This window comes from Streptomyces sp. NBC_00483, from assembly GCF_036013745.1.
GTDB lineage: Bacteria > Actinomycetota > Actinomycetes > Streptomycetales > Streptomycetaceae > Streptomyces.
This window is the reverse complement of the sequence record NZ_CP107880.1, coordinates 8,861,336-8,882,349: the sequence shown is the minus strand read 5'-3', so window position 1 is coordinate 8,882,349 and position 21,014 is coordinate 8,861,336. Positions and strand designations below refer to the sequence as shown.

Here is a 21,014-nt window from a genome sequence, read left to right as displayed (position 1 = left end):
CCACTCGCTTAACGCAGCCAGCGACTGCATTAAGCGAGACCATAGAGCAGCCCGCCACATAAAAGCAAGTGCGGACTGCGTTAAGGTGGGGGCATGGACGAGCAACAGCGCACCCGGCGGCCCGGCGGACGCAGCGCCCGCGTCGGCGCGGCGGTGCATCAGGCCGTCACCGACCTGGTGGGAGAACGCGGTTACGGCGGATTCACCGTCAGCGAGGTCGCGGCCCGCGCGGGAGTCGCCGACACCACCGTCTACCGCCGCTGGGGCAGCCTCGAAGAGCTGCTCACCGACGTGACGCTGACCCGCCTCAACGCGCGGTCACCGATGCCCGACACCGGGGACCTGGCCGGCGACCTGCGTACCTACGCGGCCCAGGTGGCCCAGGAGATCACCGGCCCCGACGGCCTTGCCGTACTCCGCCTGACCGTCGCCCTGTCCGGCTCGGGACCCGAGGGCTTCCGCCTGCGCGACGACTTCCTCGGCGAACGGGCAAGTCAGATGCAGTCCATGCTCGACCGGGCGTGCGAGCGCGGCGAGCGATCCCTCGACGCATTGGACGTCCTCGACCACGTCATGGCCCCGATGTACATCCGCGTCCTGTTCGGCGCGGGCCCGCTCACCCCGGAGTACCTGGACGGCCTGGTCGACCGGCTGCTGCGCTGACGCACGGACTGACAGGAATCAGTCCGGAACGGTCCTGACCACTCACGTCAGAACGGACCTCACCACGCGGCCCATCGCCCAGCTCACGGAGCCCACCCCAGGAACGGAATCCACCCGCAACCGGCACGAAACCCTCCGCCACACCGCGCTTCGTACACTCGGCACACCGACCCCGGACACGACACCGGGATCCCGCACCCCTGCGGAGAACCGCTCGCTGGGAGAACGACCATGGCGCACGTCATCCCGATCCGCGGCTCGGCCGGCCGTGGGCCGGAGACCGGCAGCACGCTCACCTTCTCCACCGTCCACGGATACCGCCGCGCCTATCGGATCGCCGGTGAGGGCCCGGCCGTTCTGCTCATCCACGGAGTCGGGGCGTCCTCCGCGCACTGGGAGGACTGCTTCGCCGCCCTCGCGCGCCGGCACACCGTCATCGCCCCCGACCTGCTCGGCCACGGCGACTCGGCGAAGCCGCGCGCCGACTACTCGGTCGCCGCGTACGCGAACGGCCTGCGGGATCTCCTCGGCGTGCTCGGCGTCGAACGGGTCACCCTCGTCGGGCACTCCTTCGGTGGTGGGGTCGCGATGCAGTTCGCGTACCAGTTCCCCGAGCGCGTCGACCGGCTCGTACTGATCTCCACCGGCGGGGTCGGGCGCCAGGTGACTCCTGTGCTGCGGGCCGCGACCCTGCCCGGTGCGGGGCTCGCCCTCGGTCTACTGAAGGTGCCGGGCGCCCAGTTGTCGATCGCCGCGTTCGTCCGCGCCCTCCAACTCCTGGACACCGGACTCGGCGTGGACGCCGTCGACCTCGTCAACCTGGTCGACGCCCTGCCCGACCAGAACTCCCGCAACGCCTTCACCCGTACGCTGCGGGCCGTCGTCGACTGGCGCGGCCAGGTGGTCACCATGCTGGACCGCTGCTACCTGGCGCAGGGCATACCCACCCTCCTCGTCTGGGGCGACCGCGACAGCGTGCTGCCCGTGGACCACGCCCACACCGCGCACCTGGCGATGCCCGGCAGCCGCCTCGAGATCTTCCCGGGCGCAGGACACTTCCCGCACCACGCCGACCCCGCACGGTTCGTCCGGCTCCTCCAGGAGTTCATCGCCACCACCACGCCCGGCGACTGGAGCATCGAGCAGTGGCGCGAACTCCTGCGCACAGGACGCCCGGAGGACATCTACACGCGAGGCGTGGAACGCCAGTACCGCGAGGCAAGCGAACGCAGCGCGACGTGAGGCCGGCCCGATGGTTGGCCGGCCGTGGTGTGGGGACCCGCCGACTGGCCCCCACACCACGGCATTCGGCGGCGGTTGGCCTCCCCGCTGTCATCACAGGAGAGGATCCGCAGGCCCCCATACTCACAAGGCCACGCAATGGCGAACAGTGCACACAGCGAAGGCGTCTGTACATTGCACGAAACCCTCGCCCCACACGCTGGTGCTGTGCCAGGCTCTTCCTCATGTTGATCACTCGTTCCGCGCGTGGTCGCGAAGGCAAACGCCCGACAGACGGCAGCCACCCATGACGCTCCCGAGCTCACCCCCACAGGACAACTCCCCTATACGTACACACTTCTCCTCGGCCGACCCGGAGAGAGTGCGCACGTTCCTGGACTGCGCCTACGGGCTCAACATGCGTATGGACAACCCGGCCAACGGGCGCGTTTTCCACCATGCGCGCAGCGACGCCGGCTCGTTCGCGGTCGACGACGTCGTCACGCCTCTGGATCTCGATGTCGCCGCCAGCATGGACTCGTTACTGATCCTCAGGCTGCACCGAGGCACCTTGGCGAGCCAGTGCGCAGGCTTCGACGAACGCTTCGCCGCCGGCGACGTCTTCGTCCAGTCCCTGCCCGAACGGCCCTACCGGTCCGTTACCCACGACGCCGCCTTGCAGGCAGTTCTGCTGCGTCCTGCCCTCCTAGAGGAGGCCGCCGGAAATCTGCCCAACGGGCAGCCCGGCACCTGGCAGTTCACCGGGCTCCGCCCTGCTTCCCCACGCCTGGCCGCGCTCTGGAAGAACACCGTCACCTACATCGCCGACCATCTGCTCGCCAATGACGAGGCTGCGGGCCAAGAGCTCCTCATCGGCAACGCCGCCCGCCTACTGGCTTCCACCGCCCTCGCTGTCATCCCCAACACCGCCCTGCCCCCTTCCCCGTCACGGCGGCCCAGCACTCCCACACCCGCCACCGTGCGCCGGGCGATGTCATTCATCGAGGCCGGCGCCCACCGCGACATCGGGCTCGCCGACATCGCGGCCGCCGCCCACGTCACCCCTCGTGCCCTTCAGTACGCCTTCCGCCGCCACCGGGACACGACACCCCTCGCCCACCTGCGCGCCGTGCGTCTGGCCAACGCGCACCGCGAACTCCTGGCAGCCGACCCCAGCACCACCACGGTGACCGCCGTCTCCGCCCGCTGGGGCTTCCTCCATCCCGGCCGCTTCACCGCCCAGTACCGCGCCACCTACGGACACGGCCCGACAACCACGCTGCGCCAATAGCCTCGCCCCACGAAGGGTGACCATCACCAGCACGACGAACATCGCGGTGCCCGCCCGCGCGCGCCGCCGCGCGCACGAGGGCGATCCGGCGTAGGGGCGTACTGTGCAATCAGGTACTTGTCGCTGCGCTCGGGCGCGGCGTATCCCACCCGCTAAGGGGGCACGATGAGGCCCTCGGGCTCAGGTGAATCATCCGGGTACGCGGCGCAGCTACGGATGCGGGAGCGCGCCCGCGTGATGCGGGAGCGCGCCTTCCAGCAGGGCAAGCGGGCTCAGCGAATGTGTGCGGACGCCCGCAAGATGCGGGCGGCAGCGGCGAGGTCGCGGGGCCACTGACTGCCGCACCTTCCTGGTTCCGCGGGTCCGTCCCGGTCTCCCTGATTCGTGAACCTCTGGGTCAACGACCATGACAAGATCGGCCGTTGCTACCGGGCTGCCCGATATACATGCTGGACACCTCCGCCCGCCGAACCCCACGGAGAGATTCCGCGTGACATCCGCCCCGAGCGCTTCCCGGCCACCCGGCCCGTCCACAAGCCACCCGCTGCCTGCCCACGAGCGGGTCGTCCTCCTCGAGCCCAGCGACATCGAACGGCTCGACGCCGCCGAAGACCTGGAGCGGCAGTGGTGACCGCCCGGGGCGTCGAGGAGTACGCGGTGTCCGGTCGCGACAGCGGTCCGTACGCGATCACCACGGGACCGGACGGCGCGCTGTGGTTCACCATGGTGCACAGCGGCAGGATCGGTCGGCTCGTGCCGGGACAGGAGCCGACCAGTCATCGGCTCGCCCCGGACAGCGGTCCGACGGTCATCTGCAACGGGCCGGACGGCGCACTGTGGTTCACCGAGTACCGGGCGCACCGGATCGGCCGGATCACGACGGCGGGCGGGGTGACGGAGTTCGCGCTGCCGACCGCGGAGTGCGGTCCCTTCGGTATCGCCGCGGGGCCGGACGGCGCGCTGTGGTTCACCGAGACCGCCGCCGACCGCATCGGCCGCATCGCCACCGACGGAACGGTCACGGAGTACCCGCTGCCGCTCACCGGCGCGTTCCCCTCCGCGATCGCCGCGGCCGGGGACGCGATGTGGTTCACGATGAACCAGGCCAACGCCATCGGCCGCATCGGCATGGGCGGCGACATCACCGTCCACGAGCTGCCCACCGAGGCGGCCGCACCGGTGGGCATCGCCGTGGGCCCGGACGAAAGCGTCTGGTTCACCGAGATCGCGGCCGGTCAGATCGGCCGACGGGCGCCCGACGGCCGGATCACCGAGTACCCGCTGCCCGACCGCTCGTCCCGGCCGCACGCCGTCACCACCGACGCCGACGGCACGGCGTGGTTCACCGAGTGGGGCGGCAACCGCGTCGGCTCGATCACTTGCGAAGGCTCGGTCACCGTCCACGGGCTGCCCACGCCCGCCTCCGAGCCGCACGGGATCACGGTGGGCCCGGACGGTGCACTGTGGACGGCCCTGGAGACGGGCGCGCTGGCCCGCGTCCTGCCCGGAACCCCGGCGTGCCCGCCACCACCACACACCGAGACCTGAACGCTGTCCCCCTTCAAAGGAGTTGAAGTGAACCCGGCCCTGGCATCGGTGCATTACAGACCTCTGACCGGCCCCGAGGAGCTCGATCTCTTCTGCCGGCTCCCCTACGTCCTCGACCACGAGCTGGCCGACGACTTCGACGGCGGCCGCCGTCGCCCGGAGTGGACCTGGGTGGCCCTGGACGGCGACCGTCTTCTTGCCCGGCTCGCCTGGTGGACGAGCCCGGGCGGTGATGTCCCGCTGCAGTTCGACTTCTTCGACGTCGACGACACGCTGCCACGGGCGGACCGCGACGAGATCGGCCTGCGGCTGTTCAGGGCGGCGACGGCGGCCGTCTTCCCGGCGGGCGCGAAGCTGCCGGAGTACAGCCGCTTCGTCCCGCCCGACTGGCACGACGACCCCGCGGCCCGCGAGGTGGTCGAGTCCCGCACGCGCGTACTGGAGAGCACGGGCGCACGGCTGCTGGTCGAGCGGCTGCGCCTGCAGTGGACCCCGACGTCCCCGCTCCCGGAGTCCAAGGGGCGTCTCGTCTTCCGCCCGGTGGCCGACCGGGAGGACCTCCTCGCCCTGATGACCCCGGTCATGGAGGGCACCCTCGATACCCACGGCCAGGCGGACCTGGCGTCCGGGCTGAGTCGGCGCGAGGCGGCGGAACGGCATTACGACGAAGAGTTCGCCGGGTTCAAGAGCCCGCACGAATGGTGGCGCATCGCCGAACTCCCCGACGGCGGCGGCCCGGTGGGCTTCGTCGTCCCGGCGCGCAACAGCTACCACCCGATCATCGCGTACCTCGGTGTCCTGCCCGCACACCGCGGCAACGGCCACATCGACGAGATCCTCGCCGAGGGCACCCGCGTCCTGGCCGCCGAGGGCGTCGACCGGATCAGGGCATCGACGGACCTCGACAACGTCCCCATGGCGAAGTCCTTCGCCCGCGCCGGATACATCAACTTCGAACGCACCCTCAACCTGGTCTGGGACTGACGCCCCGAACCGTCGTGGCCCGCTCAGCCCTCCCGGACCGGGGCTCGTGTACTCAGGCCCCCCGGTCCGGGGCCACGGCACGGCTCACACAGTCCCTGAGCAGGGTGCGCCGCTGGTCGTGCACGCTCGCCGGCTCCTCGGCGGAGGCTGCGTAGACATTGCTCACCGGGGACCAGGCCATGGACATGGCGATGACCATGGCCATCACGTCGAAGGGATCCCCCTGCCTGATGCGCCCGGCGGCCTGCGCCTCCGCGATGGCGCGGAGTTTGTGGTCGTCGTAGTGGTCGTGGTCCGCCACGAGGTGCCCGGTCGGGCGGCGCTCCAGGCGCGCCCAGGTCGCGAGCCGGATCAGATCGGGGCGGCTGAGGTACTCGTCGTAGAGGCGCACCGCCCAGTCGGCGAGGTCCTCGGCGTCGATGGAGACGACGTTGGTGATCCGTTCCAGTGAGGCGAAGAAGATCGCGTCGAAGAGCTGTTCCTTGTTGCCGAAGTAGCCATACAGCTGCGCCTTGTTGGTGCGCGCGGCGGCGATGATCCGCTCGATGCGTGCACCGGCGATGCCGTACTCGGCGAATTCCTGTGTGGCGACGTCGACGATGCGCTGATACGTCGCCGCTCCGCGGCTGCTGGATGGCTGGTCGGGCATGCCTCGCACCGTAACAGACCGACTCGTCTGTTTGCTTCTCGGCCCGTGTGCGCCTACCGTGAAACAGACCGAACAGTCTGTCTTAGGAGTTGGCGATGCGTTCCACGACCGGGTGGCAGGCGGACGGCACGACGCGGACTCTGCGCCGTGCAGCACTGGAGCGCCGGGACCTGCGCCCGGACGACATCGCGGTGCGCATCGAGTACTGCGGTGTCTGCCATACGGACCTGCACGCGCTGGAGGCACACGGGAGCGATGCGAACGGCGTGCTCGTGCCCGGGCATGAGTTCACGGGCGTGGTGACCGAGGTCGGTGGCGCGGTCGCCGACTTCGCTCCGGGCGACCCCGTGGCCGTCGGCAACATCGTCGACTCGTGCGGAAAGTGCCGCATGTGCCAGGCGGGACAGGAGAACTTCTGTCGTGAGTTCCCGACACTGACCTATGGCGGAGCCGACCGGCAGGACGGCTCGACCACGTTGGGCGGGTACTCACGGGAGTACGTCGTGAGCCATCGCTTCGCCTACCGCCTGCCCGCGGGGCTCGACGCGGCCGCCACGGCTCCACTGCTCTGCGCGGGAGTCACCGTCTGGGAACCGTTGCAGGTGCTCGGCGTGGGACCTGGAAGTACCGTCGCCGTGGCCGGACTTGGCGGCCTGGGACACCTCGCGGTCAAGATGGCGGCCGCGCTCGGGGCCACGACCTCCGTCATCAGCCGGACCCCGGACAAGGCCGAGGAGGCGCGCGCCCTGGGGGCGCAGGGGTTCGTGGTGTCCACCGACCCGAAGCAGATGGAAGCGGTCCGCGACCGGTTCGATGTCGTCATCGACACCATCTCGGCGCCACACGACCTGGCTCCGTACCTGCGTGTGACCGCCATGGACGGCACGCTCAGCCACCTCGGACACCTCGGGCCTGTCACCGTGGACACCCTGGACCTGCTCATCGGCCGCAAGAAGCTCAGCTCCGCCGGCAGCGGTGGCCGCCCGTCCACCGCGGCCATGCTGCGCTTCTGCGCCGAACACGGCATCACCGCCGACATCGAGCTGCTGCCGTCGTCCCAGGTGAACACGGCTCTCGAACGCCTGGAACGGAACGACGTCCGCTACCGGTTCGTGCTCGACATGTCCGACCTCGACTGACCGCTATCCGGCGTGCAGTTGACGGTATTCGTCCAGCAGGCGTCGCAGCTGGCGCACCATGAAGTCGTAGTAGGTGTGCATGTCGCGCAGCCGCGCCTGCTGGGCCTCCGGCATGCCAACTCCCCGATCCTGCGCGGACTTTGCGAGTTCGAGCAGCTGCTCGGTCTGGGCGAGCTGGTGCTGGAGGCAGCCGCTCCACGCGTCGTCGCGCCATACGTAACCGGCTTGGCGCACGCCGGGCACCTTGACCCGTTCGACCGTGCCGTTCGCGATGAGCAGGCGGGTCATCTCCGACGTCGAACCCTTGCTGGCCCCCAGCGTCTCCTGGAGTTCCGACAGCGTCATGGGGGTGGGGCTGAGCATCAGGACCCCCGCCAGCCGTCCGGCTATCGGCGGCCATCCCATCGCGCGACCGATCCGCCGGCCGAAGTCCTCGACCAGCGGCCCGTCCGTCCCCACCGCTGAGGCCCCGTCGTCCATGGCCGAGGCCCCATCGCCCATGGCTGAGCCGTTGTCGGCGGCTGGCGGCACCGATCCTCCCCGTACGGAAAAAAGTGAACATTCATTATTGACTGAACTTTCCTTGTGCGTCAGATTACCAGCATCCGCGCAGGACTCACCGGTGCGGGACGCTCCCGCATCAAGGAGTCGAGATGGCACACGCACAGCACGAGACGGCACGGCATGGTCGCGACCTGATCGTCGTCGGCGCGGGCTCCGCGGGTGCGGCGATCGCCGCCCGCGCCGCCGCTCGCGGCCGACGGGTCCTCCTGCTGGAGGCGGGCCCCGACTACCGCTCGGCGCAGATGCCGGAGGCGTGGCGCTCGCCCAACCCCGTGGTGGCGCTCATGGATCCCGCGGCCTCGGAACATCTCGTATGGACCGGCCTGAACTCCTCGCGCACCGAGAAGCAGCCTCAGGTCCCGTACTGGCGCGGCCGAGGCGTGGGCGGCAGTTCGTCCGTCAACGGCCAGATCGCGATCCGGCCGCCGATGGCGGACTTCGAGGAGTGGGCCCGGCTCGGCTGTACCGGATGGGCGCCCGACGACGTGCTGCCCTACTTCGCCAAGCTGGAGGACGACGACGCATTCGGCGACCAGCCGCACCACGGCCGCGGCGGACCGACACCGATCCACCGGGCCCCGAAGGACGCCTGGGGAAGCGTCGACCGGGCCCTGGCCGACTCGGCCCTGGCGGCGGGGTTCGGCTGGGCGCCCGACGTCAACGCCCCCGGCGCCACCGGCGTTTCCCCCTACCCGATCAACTCCCGCGCCGCCCGCCGCGTCACCGTCAACGACGCCTACCTCGAACCGGCACGCGACCTGCCCGGCCTCACCATCCGCGGCGACGCGCTGGTGGACACCGTCGTCTTCGAGAACGACCGCGCGATCGGTGTGCGTGCGGTGATCGACGGAGCCCTCGTCACCGAGTACGCGGACGAGGTGATCCTCAGCGCGGGAGTCATCCACTCCCCCGCGGTCCTGCTGCGCTCGGGCATCGGGCCCGCCGAACAACTGCGGGCTCTGGGCATCAAGGTGCGACAGGACCTGCCGGTCGGTGTCGGCATGCAGGACCACGCGATGACGGTGCTCTCGCTGCCGTTGCGGGCCGAGGCCGCCATCACGTCACCGCACGACCGGCACACCAATGTGTGCGTGCGCTGGTCCAGCCGGACGGGTACGCACTCCGACGACCTCATGTTCGTCTCGCTCAATCAGAACGTGCTGGCCATGGCCACGGCCAACACCCAGGCCCACGCAGGTGCCTTCGGTGTCTGGCTGAACCGAACCCACTCGCGCGGCGAGCTCACTTTGGTCTCCACCGACCCTTCGGTGCACCCGTACGTCGCCCAGCGGATGCTGTCCGACGAGCGGGATCTCGCCCCGATGAGGGAAGGTGTGCGCGCCCTCGTGGAGTTGAGCGGCAGCGCGGAGACGGCCACCATCCTGGGCGGGTCGGTCGAAGAGGCGAACGGCCCGCTGTTCGCGGCCCTGGCGAACGACAGCAGCCTCGACGACCACCTGCTCTCCACGGTCATCGACGCCCAACACGGCACGAGCACCTGCCGGATGGGCGCGCCCGGCGCCGACGGGACGGTCGTCGACCCGGCGTGCCGGGTGCAAGGTGTCCGGGGGCTGCGGGTCGTGGACGCCTCGATCTTCCCTTCCGTGCCCCGGGCCAACACCAATCTCGCCGCCATCATGACCGGCGAACTCATGGCCGACCGGCTCGACGTCTGACACCTGACACATGTCGCCCCCGTCTCGTACCGAGACACCTGACACCACGCCGTAAGCACAGACCCCCGCACAGAGCCCCGCCCCGAACAGAAACGGCCACGCCCATGGAAACCCTCCAGAACCTCATCGGCGGCCGGTGGGAAGAACCGGTCGGCGAGGACGTCGTCGCCGTGGTCAACCCCGCCACCGAGGAAGCCATCGCGAACTTCCGCGCGGGCAACGCCGAAGACGTCGACCACGCCGTGGCCGCGGCGGGCGCCGCCCAGCACGAGTGGGCCACGCTCACCGTGGCTCGGCGCGTGGAGCGCATTCACGCCTGGGCCGAGGCAATCGCCGCGCACGCCGCGGAACTTGCCGAGCTGGAATGCCGGGAGATGGGCAAACCGGTCGGCATCGGGCGCACTTTCGTGGACGGAGCGGTGGCCGGGCTGAAGGCCGCCGCGGACCAGGCGCTCACCTACCCGTTCAGCGAAACGGTGGCCGGTCCGGGTCCCGAGGGTGAGCGGACCGACATCGTCCGCCACCCGCTCGGCGTCACCGCCGTCATCACCCCGTGGAACTTTCCCGTCGCCATGGTCCTCGGCGCCCTCGGCCCGCTGCTCGCCGCGGGGAACACCGTCGTGGTCAAGCCCTCCGAGCGGTCCCCTCTGTCCACGGTGCGGCTGTTCGAGCTGGCCGCCTCCTCCGGGCTGCCCCCGGGCGTGCTGAACCTGGTCCTGGGCGACGGCCGCACCGGCGCGGCGCTCGCGGAACACGAAGACGTACGACTCGTCCACTTCACCGGCTCGGTCGGGGCCGGCCGCGCCGTGGGGACGGCCACCGGACAGCGTCTGAACCGCTGCGTGCTCGAACTCGGTGGCAAGGACCCCGTCGTGATCGACGCGGGAGTGGACCCGGTCGCCATCGCGCAGGCCGTCGCGTTCGGCGCGTTCATCAACACCGGCCAGATCTGCACCTCCATGGAGCGGATCTACGTCCATGAGCGCATCGCGGACGCGTTCGTAGAGGCCCTCGTCGCCGCGGCGCGGACCTTCACCATCGGCGACGGTCTCGACCCCGCCACGGTGCTCGGACCGCTCGTGGACGCGCGACAACGCGACACCGTACGACGCCATGTCGAGGACGCCGTCACCAAGGGTGCCACCGTGCACACCGGCGGAGCTGTACCGGAGCGTCCCGGCTACTTCTACCCGGCGACCGTGCTCACCGGAGTCGACGACACCATGCTCGTGATGACCGAGGAGACGTTCGGACCCGTGGCTCCCATATCCGTCGTGGCCGACTTCGAGGAGGGCCTCACCCGCGCGGCCGCCTCCCGCTACGGCCTCGCCGCCACCGTGTACACCGACGACCCCGAGCACATCGCGGCAGCCGCACATCTTCCCGTAGGTGTCGTCTGGGTCAACCAGTGGCAGGGCGGCGGCCCCGAGCGGCTCTACGAACCCGCCCGCGACAGCGGCATGGGAGCCACCGGGGCGCGTGCCGCGTACGACGCCGCGACCCGGCCCGCCACCGTGCACATCGCCGCCACCGCCCCGGCGGTCGCCCGATGACCGCCACGAAGCAGGCCGCGGCACAGCACATCCGAGCCGCGGCGGACGACCTGATCGCCCTGTCCCACCGCATCCACGCCCACCCGGAGCTGGCCTTCGAGGAGTACCTCGCCAGCCGATGGGTCGCCGACGCCCTCAGCGACGCCGGGTTCGAGGTCCGGCACGGGTACTGCGGGCTGCCGACGGCCGTGGAAGCAACGATCGGCAACGGGCCGACCCACATCGCGATCTGCGCGGAGTACGACGCCCTGCCCGACATCGGACACGCCTGCGGCCACAACATCATCGCCGCAGCGGCGGTCGGCGCCGGTATCGGGCTCGCCCCTTTGGTGGACGAACTAGGCCTGACGGTACGGGTGTTGGGCACTCCCGCCGAGGAGGGTGGCGGCGGCAAGGTGCTGATGCTGGACAAGGGCGCCTTCGACGGCGTGCACGCGGCCATGATGGTGCATCCGGCCGCGGTCGAGATGGCGGCGATGCCCGGCCTGGCCGTCACCCAGTTCGATGTGACCTACAAAGGCAAGGCGGCGCACGCCGGTGCCTACCCCGAGCTGGGCATCAACGCGGCGGACGCCATGACCCTCGCCCAGATGGGCATCGGGCTGCTGCGCCAGCAGACGGCCGCATCCGATCGCATCCACGGCATCGTCACCCAGGCCGGCTCCGCCGCCAACATCATCCCCGACACCAGCCGCGGCCACTGGATCGTACGCAGCGACAGCCTGGACGCCCTGCGGCCGCTGGCGGAGCGGGTGCACCGGTGCTTCGAGGCCGGCGCGCTGGCCACCGGCTGCGAACTGTCCACCACGCCGGTCGGCCCCGACTACGCCGATCTCCGGCCGGACCAGGCCCTGTTGGACCTGTGGGTCGCCAACGCGACAGCGCTCGGCCGCCACTTCCCCGAACTGCCGAACAGTGTCGCGGGCGCCGCCACCGACATGGGGAACGTCTCCCATGTCGTACCGACCATCCACCCCATGCTCGGGCTCGACTGCGGCCCCGCGGTCAACCACCAACCGGAATTCACCGCCGCGTGCACCACGCAGGCGGCGGACCGTGCCGTACTCGACGGGGCAATCGGCATGGCCTGGACGGCCGTTGACGTCGCTCTGGCGGCGCGGCCGCAATAACAGTCAGGCGTAGTCCAGCGCGTATCACTCTCGTCCTACGAACTACGAACGGTTCTCGAGGTCCTCAAGAGCGCTGATCGCCGTGGCGGTCAGGCTGTTGGTGATGTGGTCGCGCATCAGCTGCGCGGCCTGAGCCGCCTCGCCGTCCACGATGAGGTCGACCAGACGCTGGTGTTCCTCGAGGTCGCGGGTGCGCGGTTCGTCGCCGGGCGGCAGGTCGAGGCCGAGACGGCGGTAGCGGTCGGACTTGTCCCACAGGTCGTCGAGCATCTTGATGAGCACGTCGTTGTGCGAGGCCCGGTAGAGCGTCTGGTGGAAGACGCGGTGGGCGGTGAGGGCTTCCTCGCCCCACTTGCGCGTGACCGGGAGCAGGTCGGCGACGGCGGCCCGCATCGCGGCGATGTCGGTCTCGGTGCGGCGCGTGGCGGCGAGTTCGGCCGCGGTGGGGTCCAGGGAGAGGCGGACCTCGAAGAGCTGGCGGGCCTCGTCGGCGGTCATGGTCGACACCCGTACGTCGCGGTGGGTCTCGACGGTGAGCAGCCCCTCGCTGCTGAGGCGCCGGATGGCCTCGCGCAGCGGCGTGATGCTCATGTTGAGCGAGTCGGCGAGGTCGTACTGGGCGAGCCGTGAGCCGGCCGGGAGGCTGCCGGTGAGGATCTGGTCGCGCAGTTCCGCGTAGGCGAGATCGCTCTTGCTGAGGAACGTGTTCTGGCTCGGCATGGCCTCTTGATCGGTCCCTTTCCCGAGGTCCCCCACCCCTTGACATCTCCCGGTGGCGCCGCCCACTCTAACAGCCGTCACATCTTATAAGTTACAAGGAAGGCCACCGTGAAGATCACCAACGTGTACGAGGGCGTCGTCCCGATCAGCTCCTCGATCCGCAACGCGTGGATCGACTTCTCCTCCATGGACTGCTCGATCGTCGCGATCGAGAGCGATGTCATCCGCGACGGGAAGCCGGTGGTGGGCTATGGCTTCAACTCCAACGGCCGTTACAGCGCGGGCGAGATCCTGCGCCGCCGGGTCCTGCCGCGCCTGATGGCGGCGGAGCCCGGGGACCTCCTGAACGAGGCCGGCGAGCTGGATCCCGCCCGGGCGTGGGAGCTGATGATGCGCAACGAGAAGCCCGGCGGGCACGGCGAGCGCTCGGTCGCCGTCGGCGTCGTGGACATGGCCCTGTTCGACCTGGCCGCGAAGATCGCGGGTCAGCCGCTGTACCGGTACCTGTCCGAGCGGCACGGCGACGGCGAGCCCGACGACTCGGTGTTCGTCTACGCGGCGGGCGGCTACTACGCCCCCGGCAAGACACTGGCCGACCTCCAGGCCGAGATGCGCGGCTTCCTCGACCAGGGCTACGACGTCGTCAAGATGAAGATCGGCGGCGCCGACCTCGCCGAGGACCTGCGCCGCATCGAGGCCGTCATCGAGGTCCTGGACGGCGAAGGATCCCGCCTCGCCGTCGACGTCAACGGCCGCTTCGACCTGGCCACCGCCCTCGAGTACGGGCGGGCCATCGAGCCGTACGGACTGTTCTGGTACGAGGAGATCGGCGACCCGCTCGACTACCACCTCAACGCCACCGTCGCCGAGCACTACGCAGGCCCCATCGCCACCGGCGAGAACCTCTTCTCCCTCCAGGACGCCCGCAACCTGATCCGCTACGGCGGCATGCGCCCCGACCGCGACACCCTCCAGTTCGACCCGGCGCTCTCCTACGGGCTGACCGAATACCTGCGCATCCAGGACATGTTGAAGCAGCACGGCTGGTCCTCGCGCCGCTGCGTCCCGCACGGCGGCCACCAGTTCTCGCTGCACATCGCGGCCGCACTCAAGCTCGGCGGCAACGAGTCCTACCCGGGCGAGTTCCAGCCCACCGGCGGCTTCGCCGACGACGTCGTCGTGGAGAAGAGCCGCGTCGGCCTGACCGACATCCCCGGCATCGGCTTCGAGGGCAAGGCCGCCTTCCACAAGGTGCTGCGCGCCCTGCACAGCTGAGCCGTTCTCCGCACATCACATCTCGAGGCACCAACGGGACAGGGCAACACACGATCGTCGTGCAAGGGAGCACCTACGATGACATCCACCGCCGTCACCGACCGCCCACCACGCTCCAGGATGAACCGGCTGCTGCGTGAGCTGTGGTTCCAGGTCGTCCTGGCCGCCGTTCTCGGCATCGCCGTGGGACTGTTCGCGCCGGGCGTGGGCGAGGAACTCTAGCCGCTCAACGACTGGTTCATCGCTCTGGTCAAGATGATCGTGGTCCCGGTCGTCTTCTGCGTGGTCACCACCGGCATCGCCTCCATGGACAACCTGCGCAAGGCCGGCAGGATCGGTGTGAAGGCGATCGGCTACTTCCTGGTGCTGTCCCTGGTGTCGATGCTGATCGGCCTTGTGGTCGCCAACGTCTTCCAGCCCGGTGCGGGGCTGCACGTCGATCCCTCCACGCTGCGCGCCGAGGACGTACCGGAGACGGCCACCGAGCACGCCACCTTCACCGGCTTCATCTCGTCACTGATCCCCACCTCGCTCCTCGGGGCGATCACGGGTGACGCGATCCTGGCCGCGCTGATGGTCTCCATCGTCTTCGGCGTGGCCCTCAACATGGCCGGCGAGGACGGTGTCCCACTCACCCGAGGCATCAAGGCCCTGTCCGACGTGGTGTTCCGCATCGTCGGCTGGGTGATGCGCCTTGCCCCGCTGGGCACCTTCGGCGCCCTGGCCATGGTGGTCGCCACGTACGGCGCCGAGAGCCTCAAGCAACTCGCGTACCTGATCCTGCTGTTCACCGCGACGTGTGTCGTCTACGTCCTGGTCGTGCTCGGCGCCGTCATGCGCGCCTGCCGGCTGAGCCTGTTCGGCCTCATGCGCTTCCTCAAGACCGAACTCCTCGTCGCGCTGAGCACCTGCTCCAGCGAGGCCGTACTGCCGCAGCTGGTACGCAAGTTGGAGACCCTAGGCGTCGGCCGCCCGGTGGTCGGCATCGTCATCCCCTCCGGGTTCTCCTTCAACCTGGACGGCTCGGCCGTCTACCTCACGATGGCGTCGATGTTCCTCGCCCAGGCCATGGGCATCGACCTGTCCTGGCAGCAGCAACTCGTCATGGTCGGCGTCATGATGCTCACGAGCAAGGGCACCGCGGGCATCGCCGGCGGCGCGTTCATCGTCCTGGCCAGCACGGTCACCGCGGTCGGCCACATCCCGCTGGCCGCCCTCTCCCTGATCGTCGGCGTCGACCGCATCCTCAACGAGGGCCGCGTCTTCATCAACGTCCTCGGCAACGCGGTCGCCACCATCGTCATCGGCAAGTGGGAGAACGACTTCGACACGGCGCGGGCCCGGTCGGTGCTCCACCCCGGCAAGACGCCTCCCTCGCCGCCCGCGACCGTCGACACCGCGAAGGTCGGTGCCGACGGCTGATCTCCCCGGCAGGGGCGGCGCGTCACACCGGCAGCGTCCCCGTCGCCGCCACCTTCGCGTACCAGTGGGCGCTGGCCTTGGGGGTACGGGTGCCGGTCGGGTAGTCGACGTGGACCATGCCGAAGCGCTTGCTGTAGCCGTAGCCCCACTCGAAGTTGTCCAGCAGCGACCACAGGAAGTAGCCGCGGACGTCGGCGCCTGCGGACATCGCGCGGTGCACGGCGGCCAGGTGGTCGCGGACGTAGGCGATGCGTTCCGGGTCGTTGACGTTGCCCTCGGGGTCCGCGTAGTCGTGGAACGCGGCGCCGTTCTCGGTGATCACCATGGGCAGGCCGGGGTGGTCGCCGCCGAGGCGGAGCAGGAGTTCCTCGAGGCCCGAGGCGTCGATCGTCCAGCCCATCGCGGTCCTGTCACCGGGCGTGGGGTGGAAGGCGACGCGGTCCGCGCCCACCCAGGGGCTGTGCGCGCTGGCGCCGTGGCCGTCGCTGCCGTGCGCCGGGTCGCCCTCGGAGACGAGGGTCGGCGAGTAGTAGTTGACGCCCAGGAAGTCCAACGGCTGGTGGATGTCTGCCAGATCGCCGTCCTGGACGAAGGACCAGTCGGTCAGCGGCGCGGTGTCCTTCAGCAGGTCCTCGGGGTACTCGCCGCGCAGCATGGGGCCGGTGAAGACCCGGTTGGCCAGCGCGTCGATGCGCCGGGCGGCGTCGGTGTCCCCGGGCGCGTCGGTCAGCGGGCGCACGTGATGCACGTTGAGTGTCACCGATACCTGGGCGGCCGGGCGCAGTTGTGACCGAAGCGCCTGCACGGCCAGGCCGTGGCCCAGGTTGAGGTGGTGGGCGGCGCGCAGGGCGGCGACCGGGTCGGTGCGGCCGGGGGCGTGCACGCCGGACGCGTAGCCGAGGAAGGCGCTGCACCAGGGCTCGTTGAGGGTGGTCCAGGTGTCGACGTGGTCACCAAGGCCCTCGGCGGCGAGGCTCGCGTACTCGGCGAAACGCTCGGCGGTCTCACGGGCCGGCCAGCCGCCCAGGTCCTCCAACTCCTGTGGCAGGTCCCAGTGGTAGAGCGTGGCGACCGGCTTGATGCCCTTCTCGCGCAGCGCGTCGGCGAGGCGTCGGTAGAAGTCGAGGCCCTTTTGCAGGGCCGGGCCGCGGCCTGTCGGCTGGATGCGCGGCCAGGCGAGCGAGAAGCGGTACGCCTTGACGCCGAGGTCGGCCATGATGTCGACGTCCTCGGCCCAGCGGTGGTAGTGGTCGCAGGCCATGTCGCCGGTGTCGCCGTTGAGGACCTTGCCGGGGGTGCGCGCGTAGGTGTCCCAGATGGACGGGGTGCGGCCGTCCTCCTGGGCTGCGCCCTCGATCTGGTACGAGGCGGTCGCCGTACCCCAGAGGAAGTCGGTGGGGAAGGTGAGCGCGGATGACATGGGACTCCTCCAGAGGAGAGCGAACAGCAGGATGGCGTACGGGAGTTGGGGGGGCAGAGGCGGGGGCGGCGACGGAGCGGGTCAGCCCTTGACGGCGCCCTGCATGATGCCGCCGACGATCTGCCGGCCGAAGACCACGAACATCGCGAGCAGCGGCAGCGTGCCGAGCAGCGCGCCCGCCATGATCAGGGACTGGTCGCGGACGTAGCCGGCGCTCAGCTGCGTGAGGGCCACGGGCACGGTCGGGTTGGTCATGTCGAGGGCGATGAACGGCCAGAAGAAGTCGTTCCAGGCGTGCACGAACGTGATCATGAAGATCACGGCCATGGGGGCGCGGGCGATCGGGAGCACGATGGACCAGAAGATCCGCAGTGAGTGCGCGCCGTCGACCCGGCCCGCCTCGACGAGCTCGTCGGGCAGTGCCTCGGCGAAGTACTGCCGCATGAAGAACACGCCGACCGCGCTGACCAGCGTGGGGAAGATGACCGACGGCAGCTGCTGGCCCCAGCCGAGGTCGCTCATCATCATGAACAGCGGGACCACGCCCAGTTGCGGCGGCACCATCATGGTGCCGATGACGACCATGAGGAGGGCGTTGCGACCCTTGAAGCGGAGCTTGGCGAAGGCGAATCCGGCGAGGGTCGCGAAGAGCACGGTGGACAGCGAGATGGCGCCGGCCACGATCAGCGAGTTCATCATCGCCTTGCCCATGGCGGCCTCGGTCCAGGCCCGGGAGAGGTTGCTGAAGAGGTTCGGTCCCGGCAGGAACGGGGGCGGGGTTCGCGAGATCCGGGCGCTGTCGCTGGAGGCCGCGACCAGCGTCCAGTAGAGCGGGAAGAGCGAGACCAGGGCGGTGAATCCGAGCAGGACGTAGGTGAGTGGCCCGGCGTGGTGCTGTTTGCCCGCGCCCTGCCTCAGGCGCCTGCGGCGGGCGGGAGCGGGGCGCTGGACGACGTCGCGGCCTCGGGCGCCGGTGCGGACCGGAGCGGTGTCGGTGGTCATGGTGTGACTCCCCCGGTCAGTGCGTGCGGTTGCGCAGGCGCGAGATGGCGCGCTGCAGGACGAAGACGAGGACGAGCAGTAGGAACATCGCCCAGGCCACGGTGGCCGCGCGGCCCATCTGGTAGTTCTTCCAGCCCTCTTCGTAGAGCAGCAGGCCGAGCGTCTGGTACTGGTTGTTGGTGCCACCGGTGACGCCGTTGGGGCCCTGGCCGAAGATCAGTGGCTCGCCGAAGAGCTGGGTGGCTCCGATCGTCGACAGGACGATGGTGAAGACGATCGTCGCCTTGATGCCGGGGACCGTGACGGTGAGGAACTGCTGCCAGCGGTTGGCGCCGTCGATGGCGGCGGCCTCGTAGCGCTCCAGCGGCACGGCCTGCATGGCGGCCAGGTAGAGCAGGGCGTTGTAGCCGGTCCAGCGCCAGATCACGATCGCGGAGATGGCGGTCTGGGAGGCACCGGTGGAGTTCTCCCAGTCGATCGGGTCGATGCCGATCAGACCGAGACCCCAGTTGATCATGCCGAAGTCGCGCTGGAAGAGCATCGTGAAGACGAGCGCGGCGGCGCCGACCGAAGTGGCGTACGGGGTGATGGCGGCGACCCGGAAGAAGGTCGATCCGCGCATCTTGTAGTTGAGCAGATGCGCCAGGCCGAGGGCCATGAGCAGCTGTGGAACGGTGGAGATCACTCCGATGGTGACGGTGTTGCGCAGCGCGTTCCAGAACCGCTCGTCGGTGAACAGTGCCGTGTAGTTGCCCAGGCCCCGCCACGTCATGACGTCGAAGGTGGACAGCTCGACCTGGTGGAGGGAGATCCAGGCGGTGTAGATCAGCGGGTAGAAGCTGAACGCGGCGAAGATGACGAAAAAGGGGGCGACGAACGCGTATGGCGCACCCTTCACATCGAGGCGGTGCAGGAACGGGATCTTCGAACGGGCCTTGTCCGAACGGCCCGGCTGCACGGGTGAGTTACGTGTCGGGGGCGGCTGGGCGGACGAGCCGAGCTGGGTGGAGGAGGCCACCAGGATCCTTCCATCGGGCGGGCGAGGTGCACGATGCGGCGGCGGGGCGGCCGGCAGAACTCCGACCGCACCCGCTCGGTTCCGTACGCGTCAGCCGACGGCCTTCTTGACGCGCTCGTCGGTGGTCTTCCAGGCCTCGGCCGGGGACTTGCCGTTCTCGACCAGCTGGAGACCCTGCTGGAAGTTGTCCTTGATGGTGCCGTCCTTACGGCCGAGCACCTGCTCGGCGGGCACCTCGTTGGCCGCCGCTCCGAAGATCTGGCCGGTCGGGGCGCCGGAGAAGTACTCCGACTTGGCGTCCTTCACCTTCGGGTCCTCGAGTGCGGTCTTCGAGGACGGGAAGTTGCCCAACTTCTCGAAGAGATAGGCCTGTTGCGCGGGCGCGGTCAGCCACGCCACGAGCTTCTTGGCCTCGTCCTTCACCGGGCTCTTCTCGGTGACCCCGAGGAAGGAACCACCCCAGTTGGCGCCCTTGGGGGCCTTGGCGACGTCCCACTTGCCCTTGTTGGCGTCCCCGGCCTTGTCGCTGATGTGCGCGAGCATCCAGGCCGGGCAGACGGTGGTGGCGAACGTGCCGTTGGCGAGCCCCGGGTCCCAACCCGGCTGGAACTGCGGCAACTTGGCGGTCAGGTCCTTCTGGGCGGCCTCGGTCGACAGGTCCCAGGCCTCCTTGATCGCCGGGTTGGTCTTGTAGATCAACTGACCGGACTTGTCGTAGTACTGCTCGGAGTTGCCGTAGACCATGGCGTTGAACAGGCCGGAGGCCGAGTCCAGGTACGAGACCTTCTTGTTCTTGTTGCCCTTGGCGAACTTCTCGCCGGTCTCCACGTACTTCTTCCAGTCACCCGCCCACAGCTTGCCGACCTTCTCGCGGTCGGTGGGCAGCCCTGCCTGCTCGAACAGGTCCTTGCGATAACAGACCGCCATCGGCCCGGTGTCCGTGCCGAGGCCCAGGACCTTGCCGTCCTTCGTGGTGATCTGGCCCTGCTTCCACGGCTGGAAGTGCTTGATGTTCTTGGTGCCGGCGAAGTCCGCGAACTTGTCGGCCTGCGTCTCGGTGATCTCCTTCGCCCGCGCCACCTCGATGCCCTGGACGTCCTTGAGCCCGGATCCGCTGGCGAGGTGGGTCTGCAGGGCGGTGTAGTACGTCTGCTCGTCGCCGGCCGCCTCGGCCTTGACGGTGACGTTGGGGTGCTCCTTCTCGTACTTCTCGATCAGGCCGGTCTCCTTGAAGCCCATCACGCCGTACAGGCCCATGGTGATGGTGACCTTGCCGTCCTCGACGCCGCCGCCGGTGGCGCTCGCGCCCCCTCCGCCGCAGCCCGCGAGCAGGGCGCTCGCCGCCGTACAGGCCAGCACAGCTGTGACTTTTGTACGCAGTTTCCGCTCGACCTTGAGCATGAACGTCCTCCATGAGACGGCGCCGACGCACCGGTGGCACGAGTCGGCCCGAAGCTCGGCCGCCCGCGGCAGGCATCATCAAGTTCCCAGCTCAGAGCGGGTTTTCCAGGGGGCCGCGGACAGGATTCGCGGCCTCTGGTCGGCCTGCTGGTGAGTTGGTGGGAACGTACCCACTGAGTTTCAGGAAGACTGGCGGCCCGACAACTCCCGTGTCAAGAAGTCGAATCCAGCTCGTTTCCACCTCGTTATCGACGGACGCTTCCGGAAAGGGGCCACGGAGCGGGCAGAATCGGGGTGGCAGCTGACAGAATGCGCAGGCCGGGAGGGGGCCGGGAGGG

19 protein-coding genes and 1 pseudogene are annotated in these 21,014 nt (G+C 69.6%); 13 read left to right on the top strand and 7 right to left on the bottom strand.

Translation table 11 applies throughout. From position 1 onward, the window contains the following. Positions 1 to 93 precede the first annotated feature (93 nt). The 6 genes from OHA73_RS39725 to OHA73_RS39700 all read left to right on the top strand — a co-directional run bounded on the left by OHA73_RS39725 (position 94) and on the right by OHA73_RS39700 (position 5,707). Positions 94 to 663: a TetR/AcrR family transcriptional regulator gene (locus OHA73_RS39725; RefSeq protein ID WP_327657610.1), complete on the top strand. Its 570-nt coding sequence runs from the start codon at positions 94 to 96 to the stop codon at positions 661 to 663. Positions 664 to 894: 231 nt separating this feature from the next. Further along, positions 895 to 1,905, top strand: a complete 1,011-nt coding sequence (locus OHA73_RS39720) for an alpha/beta fold hydrolase (RefSeq protein WP_266723549.1) — start codon at positions 895 to 897, stop codon at positions 1,903 to 1,905. 361 nt (positions 1,906 to 2,266) lie between these two features. Continuing rightward, on the top strand, positions 2,267 to 3,175 hold the full coding sequence (locus OHA73_RS39715) for an AraC family transcriptional regulator (protein WP_327657609.1): 909 nt from the start codon (positions 2,267 to 2,269) through the stop codon (positions 3,173 to 3,175). Positions 3,176 to 3,665: 490 nt separating this feature from the next. Next, the gene (locus tag OHA73_RS39710) at positions 3,666 to 3,806 is read left to right on the top strand and encodes a hypothetical protein (RefSeq protein WP_327657608.1); all 141 of its coding nucleotides are present in this window, start codon (positions 3,666 to 3,668) and stop codon (positions 3,804 to 3,806) included. Beyond that, a complete protein-coding gene (locus OHA73_RS39705; protein WP_327657607.1) occupies positions 3,803 to 4,723 on the top strand; it encodes a Vgb family protein in 921 nt (306 codons plus the stop codon). Before OHA73_RS39710 ends, OHA73_RS39705 begins: the two co-directional genes overlap by 4 nt. 27 nt (positions 4,724 to 4,750) lie before the next feature. Then, the gene (locus OHA73_RS39700; protein ID WP_267067910.1) at positions 4,751 to 5,707 is read left to right on the top strand and encodes a GNAT family N-acetyltransferase; all 957 of its coding nucleotides are present in this window, start codon (positions 4,751 to 4,753) and stop codon (positions 5,705 to 5,707) included. A 52-nt stretch (positions 5,708 to 5,759) separates the two neighbouring features. Here the strand turns inward: OHA73_RS39700 and OHA73_RS39695 are convergent, their stop codons facing one another. After that, the gene (locus tag OHA73_RS39695) at positions 5,760 to 6,356 is read right to left on the bottom strand and encodes a TetR family transcriptional regulator (protein ID WP_327657606.1); all 597 of its coding nucleotides are present in this window, start codon (positions 6,354 to 6,356) and stop codon (positions 5,760 to 5,762) included. Positions 6,357 to 6,451: 95 nt separating this feature from the next. Between OHA73_RS39695 and OHA73_RS39690 the strand changes: the two genes are divergently transcribed. Continuing rightward, positions 6,452 to 7,495: an NAD(P)-dependent alcohol dehydrogenase gene (locus tag OHA73_RS39690; RefSeq protein ID WP_327657605.1), complete on the top strand. Its 1,044-nt coding sequence runs from the start codon at positions 6,452 to 6,454 to the stop codon at positions 7,493 to 7,495. 3 nt (positions 7,496 to 7,498) lie between these two features. Here OHA73_RS39690 and OHA73_RS39685 read toward each other — a convergent pair whose 3' ends face one another. After that, the gene (locus OHA73_RS39685; protein WP_327657604.1) at positions 7,499 to 8,026 is read right to left on the bottom strand and encodes a GbsR/MarR family transcriptional regulator; all 528 of its coding nucleotides are present in this window, start codon (positions 8,024 to 8,026) and stop codon (positions 7,499 to 7,501) included. A 122-nt stretch (positions 8,027 to 8,148) separates the two neighbouring features. On the opposite strand from OHA73_RS39685, the gene OHA73_RS39680 reads away from it, so the two are divergent. The 3 genes from OHA73_RS39680 to OHA73_RS39670 all read left to right on the top strand — a co-directional run bounded on the left by OHA73_RS39680 (position 8,149) and on the right by OHA73_RS39670 (position 12,418). Next, on the top strand, positions 8,149 to 9,735 hold the full coding sequence (locus tag OHA73_RS39680) for a GMC family oxidoreductase (protein ID WP_327657603.1): 1,587 nt from the start codon (positions 8,149 to 8,151) through the stop codon (positions 9,733 to 9,735). A gap of 104 nt (positions 9,736 to 9,839) precedes the next feature. After that, on the top strand, positions 9,840 to 11,288 hold the full coding sequence (locus OHA73_RS39675) for an aldehyde dehydrogenase family protein (protein ID WP_327657602.1): 1,449 nt from the start codon (positions 9,840 to 9,842) through the stop codon (positions 11,286 to 11,288). Beyond that, complete coding sequence (locus OHA73_RS39670; RefSeq protein WP_327657601.1) at positions 11,285 to 12,418, top strand: M20 family metallopeptidase; 1,134 nt, start codon at positions 11,285 to 11,287, stop codon at positions 12,416 to 12,418. Before OHA73_RS39675 ends, OHA73_RS39670 begins: the two co-directional genes overlap by 4 nt. A 42-nt stretch (positions 12,419 to 12,460) precedes the next feature. Here OHA73_RS39670 and OHA73_RS39665 read toward each other — a convergent pair whose 3' ends face one another. After that, the gene (locus OHA73_RS39665; RefSeq protein ID WP_327657600.1) at positions 12,461 to 13,138 is read right to left on the bottom strand and encodes a GntR family transcriptional regulator; all 678 of its coding nucleotides are present in this window, start codon (positions 13,136 to 13,138) and stop codon (positions 12,461 to 12,463) included. Between the two features lie 108 nt (positions 13,139 to 13,246). On the opposite strand from OHA73_RS39665, the gene OHA73_RS39660 reads away from it, so the two are divergent. The 3 genes and pseudogenes from OHA73_RS39660 to OHA73_RS39650 all read left to right on the top strand — a co-directional run. Continuing rightward, a complete protein-coding gene (locus OHA73_RS39660; protein WP_327657599.1) occupies positions 13,247 to 14,413 on the top strand; it encodes a mandelate racemase/muconate lactonizing enzyme family protein in 1,167 nt (388 codons plus the stop codon). A gap of 78 nt (positions 14,414 to 14,491) precedes the next feature. Next, positions 14,492 to 14,635 carry a hypothetical protein gene (locus tag OHA73_RS39655; RefSeq protein WP_327657598.1) on the top strand — a complete coding sequence of 48 codons (144 nt, stop codon included), beginning with the start codon at positions 14,492 to 14,494 and terminating at the stop codon, positions 14,633 to 14,635. A gap of 15 nt (positions 14,636 to 14,650) precedes the next feature. Continuing rightward, positions 14,651 to 15,835 (top strand): annotated as a pseudogene (locus tag OHA73_RS39650) (cation:dicarboxylate symporter family transporter); the annotation flags it as partial. 22 nt (positions 15,836 to 15,857) lie between these two features. Here the strand turns inward: OHA73_RS39650 and OHA73_RS39645 are convergent. From OHA73_RS39645 to OHA73_RS39630, 4 genes are all read right to left on the bottom strand, one after another. Beyond that, the gene (locus OHA73_RS39645) at positions 15,858 to 17,255 is read right to left on the bottom strand and encodes a GH1 family beta-glucosidase (RefSeq protein ID WP_267067917.1); all 1,398 of its coding nucleotides are present in this window, start codon (positions 17,253 to 17,255) and stop codon (positions 15,858 to 15,860) included. 81 nt (positions 17,256 to 17,336) lie between these two features. Then, the gene (locus OHA73_RS39640; RefSeq protein ID WP_266723524.1) at positions 17,337 to 18,257 is read right to left on the bottom strand and encodes a carbohydrate ABC transporter permease; all 921 of its coding nucleotides are present in this window, start codon (positions 18,255 to 18,257) and stop codon (positions 17,337 to 17,339) included. Positions 18,258 to 18,273: 16 nt separating this feature from the next. Then, positions 18,274 to 19,275 (bottom strand): carbohydrate ABC transporter permease, encoded by a 1,002-nt coding sequence (locus OHA73_RS39635; protein ID WP_443063175.1) that lies wholly within the window; start codon positions 19,273 to 19,275, stop codon positions 18,274 to 18,276. A gap of 90 nt (positions 19,276 to 19,365) precedes the next feature. After that, positions 19,366 to 20,676 carry an extracellular solute-binding protein gene (locus tag OHA73_RS39630; protein ID WP_267067918.1) on the bottom strand — a complete coding sequence of 437 codons (1,311 nt, stop codon included), beginning with the start codon at positions 20,674 to 20,676 and terminating at the stop codon, positions 19,366 to 19,368. Positions 20,677 to 21,014 lie beyond the last annotated feature (338 nt).

What these genes read in the sequence shown, in the direction of transcription:
- OHA73_RS39720 (WP_266723549.1), top strand. Translation starts at nt 895, where the DNA reads ATGGCGCACGTCATCCCGATCCGCGGCTCGGCCGGCCGTGGGCCGGAG.
- OHA73_RS39665 (WP_327657600.1), bottom strand. Translation starts at nt 13,138, where the DNA reads ATGCCGAGCCAGAACACGTTCCTCAGCAAGAGCGATCTCGCCTACGCG.
- OHA73_RS39725 (WP_327657610.1), top strand. Translation starts at nt 94, where the DNA reads ATGGACGAGCAACAGCGCACCCGGCGGCCCGGCGGACGCAGCGCCCGC.
- OHA73_RS39675 (WP_327657602.1), top strand. Translation starts at nt 9,840, where the DNA reads ATGGAAACCCTCCAGAACCTCATCGGCGGCCGGTGGGAAGAACCGGTC.
- OHA73_RS39695 (WP_327657606.1), bottom strand. Translation starts at nt 6,356, where the DNA reads ATGCCCGACCAGCCATCCAGCAGCCGCGGAGCGGCGACGTATCAGCGC.
- OHA73_RS39655 (WP_327657598.1), top strand. Translation starts at nt 14,492, where the DNA reads ATGACATCCACCGCCGTCACCGACCGCCCACCACGCTCCAGGATGAAC.
- OHA73_RS39645 (WP_267067917.1), bottom strand. Translation starts at nt 17,255, where the DNA reads ATGTCATCCGCGCTCACCTTCCCCACCGACTTCCTCTGGGGTACGGCG.
- OHA73_RS39630 (WP_267067918.1), bottom strand. Translation starts at nt 20,676, where the DNA reads ATGCTCAAGGTCGAGCGGAAACTGCGTACAAAAGTCACAGCTGTGCTG.
- OHA73_RS39690 (WP_327657605.1), top strand. Translation starts at nt 6,452, where the DNA reads ATGCGTTCCACGACCGGGTGGCAGGCGGACGGCACGACGCGGACTCTG.
- OHA73_RS39670 (WP_327657601.1), top strand. Translation starts at nt 11,285, where the DNA reads ATGACCGCCACGAAGCAGGCCGCGGCACAGCACATCCGAGCCGCGGCG.
- OHA73_RS39680 (WP_327657603.1), top strand. Translation starts at nt 8,149, where the DNA reads ATGGCACACGCACAGCACGAGACGGCACGGCATGGTCGCGACCTGATC.
- OHA73_RS39640 (WP_266723524.1), bottom strand. Translation starts at nt 18,257, where the DNA reads ATGACCACCGACACCGCTCCGGTCCGCACCGGCGCCCGAGGCCGCGAC.